Source organism: Roseburia sp. 1XD42-34, from assembly GCF_009917385.1.
In the GTDB taxonomy this organism is placed as follows: domain Bacteria; phylum Bacillota; class Bacilli; order Bacillales; family Amphibacillaceae; genus Virgibacillus.
Window position 1 is genome coordinate 1 of record NZ_QWLJ01000072.1, and the last position, 6202, is coordinate 6202.

Annotated in this window: 5 protein-coding genes; all 5 read right to left on the reverse strand. The window is 38.3% G+C overall.

The genetic code is table 11. The features are described from left to right. Positions 1-847: 847 nt before the first annotated feature. On the reverse strand, positions 848-2680 hold the full coding sequence (gene opp4A, locus D1839_RS19815; RefSeq protein WP_120381490.1) for an oligopeptide ABC transporter substrate-binding protein: 1833 nt from the start codon (positions 2678-2680) through the stop codon (positions 848-850). An 80-nt stretch (positions 2681-2760) separates the two neighbouring features. Then, positions 2761-3663 (reverse strand): ABC transporter permease, encoded by a 903-nt coding sequence (locus D1839_RS19820; protein WP_286164871.1) that lies wholly within the window; start codon positions 3661-3663, stop codon positions 2761-2763. Positions 3664-3698: 35 nt separating this feature from the next. Next, the gene (gene opp4B, locus D1839_RS19825) at positions 3699-4661 is read right to left on the reverse strand and encodes an oligopeptide ABC transporter permease (RefSeq protein WP_120381491.1); all 963 of its coding nucleotides are present in this window, start codon (positions 4659-4661) and stop codon (positions 3699-3701) included. Positions 4662-4665: 4 nt separating this feature from the next. Further along, positions 4666-5598, reverse strand: a complete 933-nt coding sequence (locus D1839_RS19830; RefSeq protein ID WP_120381492.1) for an ABC transporter ATP-binding protein — start codon at positions 5596-5598, stop codon at positions 4666-4668. After that, on the reverse strand, positions 5585-6202 hold a 618-nt coding region (locus D1839_RS19835; RefSeq protein WP_147358305.1), incomplete at its 5' end, for an ABC transporter ATP-binding protein. The genes D1839_RS19830 and D1839_RS19835, both read right to left, overlap by 14 nt.

The following is a 6202-nucleotide window of genomic DNA, read 5'->3' on the forward strand; positions in this document are numbered from 1 at the left end:
ACCTGACTCGCCAACAATTGCCAATGTCTCATTCTTATGAACAGTTAAAGAAACATCATCCACAGCGGCATAATAGTCATCTTTTATTCGAAAAGACGTTTTTAAATTTTGGATTTTCAATAAGCTGGTACTCATGTTGACCTCCCTCAAATTTTGCACAATAAAAATAATTCATTAGTAAATTGAAAATTCTTTCAATTTACCTTTAAAAAAATGAATATTATTTTGTATTCATTTTTCTGACACTTTAACTTAAGAAGAGTACATTATGTTCCTTATTAAGCGACATATACTCGTGTAAAATTTTTGTAAAATAAAATAAAATAATAATACGTATTATAAGGTATACATATTTTAAAATCAACTGTTTTTAAAAAGGGAATATTATTATTAAAACAAATCCTTGTATTTGTCTTTATAATCAAATTATTATGTTTATTTAAGTTTAATTCATTGTCGTATGAAAGACTCACCGCATAAAATAAAGAGAATCTTCAATTAACAGGAAAGGAGTTACAAACCCTACTAATTGAAGTTTCTCTTTATCTCCGTTGATTCGTTTCACTCACTACGTTTGCTAAACTGGCACCTCCCGCCTTTGTTTCACCCGAGGAAACCATCATGACTCGCATATTGAGGCATAAAAAGCACTAGAAGGTAATATTTTCATACATAAGTATAAATGATTATAGTATAAGCAAAACTACGGCACTGACGTCAAGTGTTGAGGAAACCTAAGTCTTGCTAATAAGAATTAAAGGACAACTATTAGAGTTGTCACATTCACAATAGAAAGGTGGGCCATTTCAAAAGTGTAAAATAGAAATAGCCCACCTGAAAAACTTAATTATTTCGCTTTCTCCGTCTCTTCTTGAGTTACCGCAATCTCATGGAAATCTCCCCAATTGTATTGGATAGAGTAATTTATTACTCGCTTATTAACAGGAACTAGAACTGCACGATAAACTGTCGGAATAACAGGGATTTCTTCTACCATCAATTGTTGCCACTCGTTATATACTTTCTGACGGTACTTTAAATCCATTGCTTTTTCAGATACTCCTTCTGCTAACAACTTATCATTTTCTTCATTAGCATAACGTGGAAAATTAAACAGCGCATCACGTCCATATAGTCCCGCTGGATCCACATCTGTTCCAACACTCCAAGCAGCTTGGTAAATATCTATAGCTGGATCATCATCACCGTTCTGACCTATCCGGTCATAAAACGAGTTAAACTCAATTAAGCGACCATCTAATAATTGAACATTTAAACCAACATTTTTCCAAGCTTGAATATAATAATTAGCGATTGGCTCAGCAGTTTCTCCACCTGACATAGACGCAAAATTAATAACTAACTCTTCGCCATCTGAATTTTCCCGCATACCGTCTCCATTGGTATCCTTATAACCAGCATCATCCAAAATTTTCTTGGCTTTTTCTGGATCATAAGCTACACCAGGATTGTCTTTATCATGGAAATTCGGATGTGACGGCGGAATCAAAGTCGTCGCATTCCAACGCAATCCATTATAAAACTTTTCACCAACTGCATTATTATCAATGGCATGCCACATAGCCTTACGTAAGTTCACATCTGACATTTTCTTATTAGGGTCCGGTTTTACTTCTTTTTTCTCTTTATCCCAAGTACCTAACTTAAAGCCAATATACGTATATGCCATATCGACATTTCCTAAAAACTCGACATTCGACATCTCCGCATTATCTGGATATTGATCGGATGGGAATTCATGTACAGCATCTACTTCGCCTGTTTTCAAAGCTTGGACAACAGTTTTTGGATTTACGACTTTAACCGTAACCTTATCTAGCTTTGGCTCTCCTTGCCAATAATCTTCGTTTTTCGTAAGGACAACCGCTTCTCCTGGTGTAATGCTGTCTACTTTAAACGGACCAAAACCAATTGGATTCTTTCGGACCACATCTGACTCCGCCATTTCAGCCACAGGAATATCTTTAAAGATATGCTTCGGTAAGGCGTATGGCCAAATACCTCCGCTTAGTAAAGAAGGAGATGCTTCTTTATACGTTATTTTTAATGTTTTTTCATCGACTACTTCAATCCCTGAAATCGAATCTGCTTCTCCATTGTGGTATTCTTCTATACCTTCAATAACGGTGAAATCTGAGCCATAGCGAACCCCTGTATAGTCTGGATCAGCTATTACCTCGTAAGCAAACAACCAGTCTTCAGCGGTAACAGGTTTGCCATCATGCCAATTTACATTATCACGAATCTTAAAGGTAAATACTTTCCCACTGTCATCTACTTCAAAGGTCGCAGCACCATCTTGGGTATAATTATGTTTTTCATCAGCGGATAATAGTGGGTCATCAAACCATTTAATGATTTCAGAGTCGGGGACACCCGAATAGAAATTATAATTTAATTGCCCTTCAAAGGCGGTATCAGTAACAATACCAAATTTGAAATGCCCACCTTCGATAGCTTCGCCTTCATTGGTAGTTTCTACACTAAAATCCTCAATGGAATAGACCTTTTCACCACTTTTTTCTTCCTTTTTTCCATTTTCTGCTGACTTTTCATCTTGATCTGCCTGCTTCTCTCCCCCACTAGTACATGCTGCTAGCGCAAGCACGAAACCTAACATAATAGCAAACAATAATATGCGCCAACTACTTCTTTTCATCTAATAACCTCCCCTTTTATTTTGTACGTCACATGACGTGATCTATACTTAACATCATATGATGTAAGCAACACATTTATTTATCCTCTTCGCTGTTTAGCATCAGTTGCTCGCTTTAGTGCTTCTCCTACATTTCGGACAGCTAACATTAATAAAAACACCATTACAGCTGCAGGTACCCAAATCCACCATCTTAGTTCCAATGTTTGCGGGTTTCTTGCGTACCCAAGCAGTGTACCTAGACTTGGCGTGTCTTCGGGAAAACCAAAACCTAAAAAGGACAATCCAGACTCTAAACCAATATTCGCAGCCAAATTCAACGTCATCGTTACGATAATTAAGGAACTCAAATTCGGCAAGACTTGTAAAAACATGATCTTCCAATGCGGAGTTCCTAGCGTTTTCGAAGCTTGCGCATAATCCAGCTCTCGCTCTTGTAACGCCTTTGAACGAATTAACCTCGCTTTGCCCATCCAGAGAAAGGCTGTCATAATCAGAGAAAATGTCCATACGCTATACTCTGGTACAATCGCCACAAAGACGATAACAATCATTAAAAATGGCAAAATCAAAAAGAAATCAACAATACGCATCATGATATTATCTACGGTACCACCAAAATAACCCGATGCTAATCCATACGTAACCCCAATGATCCCTGTCATAAGTGTTACTAAAATTCCAATCGATAGAGAGTTACGCGTACCAATTATAAGCTGGCCAAAAATGTCTCTTCCTCCGTAATCGGTACCTAACCAAAAATTTTCTGAAGGAGGCTCATTAATGGCAAACAAATCTACCCTAACAATTTCATCCTGATTTAAAAATATAGAGATTCCATATACAAAGCTTGTAATGAGAATAATAAATAGGAAAGATATAAGCGCAACTTTATCTCGAACAATTTCCCGCCAAATTATTTTCGCTAAAGATGGTACTTTCTCTTCGTTTGTCACCATTGACTCTGTTTCTGTATAGTGCAATTCGCTTCACCTCCGTGTTTAACTGTTGAATAGCATTATTTTATTCGAATACGCGGATCTACAAGACTTAAGATAATATCTGATAGTAACGCTCCTAGAATGGATGCAATTCCGAATAACAAGACAACAGATGTTACCACACTGTAATCCCGTTGCAACACAGATTCCATAAATAACAATCCCATTCCCGGATAACTAAAAATGGTTTCAATAAAGATGGTTCCACCAATGAGGCCGGTTATTTCAAAACCGAAATAAGCAGCAACCGGTAATAGGGAATTGCGGAATATGTGACGACGATAAACGCGTGCCTCGGAAGCTCCTTTTGCTCTTGCAGTAAGAACAAAGTCTTTCTGTTTCGTATCAATAATTTCACTGCGCAAATACTGTACCGTATTTACAGTCGTTATTAATGCCATCGATATGGCAGGCAGTAACAAATGATTGATTTTGCTCATGATATATGCAAATGACCCTGGTTCTAATCCCGGCTCTACACTTCCGCCAGTTGGAAACCAACCTAGACTATAACCGAACACCCATAACATAACTAAGGCAAAGATAAATAATGGCGTCGCAAAACCAATGTACGTATAGCCAGTAATTATTTGATCACGTAATGTATCGTTATAACGTCCACTTGTAATGCCTAAAGGAATGGCTATAATATATGTAAAAATTAAGGTTGCTAAACCTAGCCAAAACGTATTTACAAGCCTCTGGCCAATTAATTCTGTTACTGGCATCTTAAAGCGAAAAGATTGTCCCAAATCGCCTTGGATAGCTGAGGTTACCCAATCTGTATATTGCACATACCAAGGATCGTTTAAGCCTAATTTTTCCCGCTGCTCTTCAATTGCTGCTGGATCAATATTTGGATCAATTAAACCAGATAGTGCGTCTCCTGGCATAAGCTGTGCCATAATAAATACTAAAATACTTAGTAAAACAATTTGTGGCATGGTAATTAACAGCCGTCTAACAATAAATTTCCACATAGTATCAACCTTTCTGCGGTAAAGCGACTAAATGTGATTGGGATATTTGTCTTAACGGATAAGCTAAGCCCTCTTGATCAAAATAATCATTATAATTTTTTTGATACTCTTCCTCTACCTTCTCCCGATATACTTTCTGACGTTGACGGTTGACAGGGTTGACATCCGGGATGGCTGCTACAAGACGCTTCGTATAGATATGTTGTGGATTATTGAAAATTCCCTCTTTCGTCCCTTCTTCGACAAAGCGCCCTTTATACATAATTCCTATTTCGTCACACATATGCTTTACAATCCCTAAATCATGGCTTATAAATAAGTACGTTAAATTCAAATCTTTCTGAATATCTTGCATAAAATTAAGTACTTGCGCCTGCACAGACACATCCAGTGCGGAAACTGGTTCATCTGCGATAATTAATTTTGGCTTTAAGGCAATTGCCCTTGCAATCCCAATTCGCTGCCGCTGCCCTCCAGAAAATTGATGCGGGTATTTAAGTATACTCTCTGGGCTTAAGCCCACTCGTTCAAGCAATTCCTGAACGCGCTTCTTCTCTTCTGCTTTAGATGATTTTTCGAAATTTCGTAATGGTTCGGAGATAATATCCAACACGCGTCTTTTTCCATTTAAAGAGGAATAGGGATCTTGGAATATCATTTGAATATCTTTACGGATATCAGACTTTTCAGATTTAAAACCAGTTAGATCTACACCATCAAACTTCACCGTTCCAGAAGTAATATGATTTAAACCAATAATTGATTTTCCTGTGGTCGTTTTTCCAGAACCAGACTCTCCTACAAGACCATACGTTTTTCCTCTTTCTATGGAAAAAGACACGCCGTCAACAGCTTTTATCTCCCCTATTTTACGATTTAAAATTCCCCCTCGAATGGGGAAATGCACCTTCAAATCGGTCACCTCAAGAAGCGCCATGACTTGCCTCTCCCTTCTCAATTGTTTCTTCAGGAAAATAAAATTGTTGGTAACAGGTACAGCGTACGAAATGTCCTGGCTCTACCTCGTGCAACTCAGGATTTTCTTCGTGTGCTTCCTCGCTAATCCAAGGAATCCGTGCTTTAAAACGGCACCCTTCCCGAGGCAGATGTTGTAATGAAGGAACAATACCTCGAATCACATGGAGTTCGTCATGCACACTGTCTTCAGCTGGAATGGAATTTAATAACGATCTCGTATAAGGATGCAGTGGCTTATTAAACAATGTATAGACATCTGCAATCTCAACGATTTGTCCGGCATACATCACCGCGACCCGGTCTGCCGTCTCCGCCACGACACCTAAATCGTGCGTAATTAATACCACACCTGTATTCATCTGTTCTTTCAAATCGTTCATTAAACCAAGTATTTGTGCTTGAATGGTTACATCCAGAGCTGTTGTCGGCTCATCGGCAATGAGCAGCTCTGGTTTATTGGCGATGGCAATTGCAATCATCACCCGTTGTCTCATCCCACCGGACAATTGATGTGGATACTGCTCGCAAGTATATTCCGGTCGCGGTATACCGACTTGATTTAG

Excerpts from the sequence above, each read along its gene's own strand:
- opp4A (WP_120381490.1), bottom strand. The coding sequence starts at position 2,680 with ATGAAAAGAAGTAGTTGGCGCATATTATTGTTTGCTATTATGTTAGGT.
- opp4B (WP_120381491.1), bottom strand. The coding sequence starts at position 4,661 with ATGTGGAAATTTATTGTTAGACGGCTGTTAATTACCATGCCACAAATT.
- D1839_RS19830 (WP_120381492.1), bottom strand. The coding sequence starts at position 5,598 with ATGGCGCTTCTTGAGGTGACCGATTTGAAGGTGCATTTCCCCATTCGA.